General features: G+C 52.3%; 1 protein-coding gene. It reads right to left on the bottom strand.

Going from position 1 to position 621, the window contains the following annotated elements:
- Positions 1-6: 6 nt before the first annotated feature.
- Positions 7-621, bottom strand: a 615-nt coding sequence (locus tag AACY52_RS29275; protein ID WP_339561213.1) for a transposase, incomplete at its 5' end; no start/stop codon positions are given.

Here is a 621-nt window from a genome sequence, read left to right as displayed (position 1 = left end):
TAAAATTTAAGCCGCTTTAACCAGCTGCAATCCAAGTTTGCGTGCCTTGCGTTCCAAGGCGCGCATCTGCCGATCACGGCTTCTTTCTTCAAATGCTTCTATCCCTTTCTCAACGTAAGGCTGACCTTTAGTCAGCATTGCGTAAATCAACCTTGCCAGTTGATGGGCTGTCGCTTTGATTGCGCAACAGGTATCCATTCGGGTCAGGCGAGCACGATGACTGGCGCCGATAAAGCTCTTGTCATTGCGGGCGATTGAGGCTGCTTGCTTCAATGCCTGCGCAGCTCGATTAATTACCTTCACCGCTTTACCAGGCAGCGGTTTCCCTCCCGAAATCCTTGTGGGCGGAGCCAGGCCAAGCCAGGAACAGAAGTGTTGTGAAGTCGGAAATCGTGACAAGTCCGGTCCCAATTCACTGGCCAAGACCAAAGCCGTATCGATGCCGATGGTAGGAATTGCGGTTAAATCCACACCCATTATCTTGTTTAGCGCCCGATGCAAAATCAGTTGCTGCTCATTGGAACGGTGCGGGTTACGCAGTGATTTGCTGGGCGGGATAACTTGCGCCTGAAGAACCGGCAGCCGCTCAAGTGCATAAGCAATGGCTTGGTCGCACTCACC

This window comes from Pseudomonas sp. EA_65y_Pfl1_P113, assembly GCF_963970525.1.
Lineage (GTDB): Bacteria > Pseudomonadota > Gammaproteobacteria > Pseudomonadales > Pseudomonadaceae > Aquipseudomonas > Aquipseudomonas tritici.
Note: the sequence above shows the minus strand (reverse complement) of the source record. Positions and strands in the feature narration are given on the sequence as shown.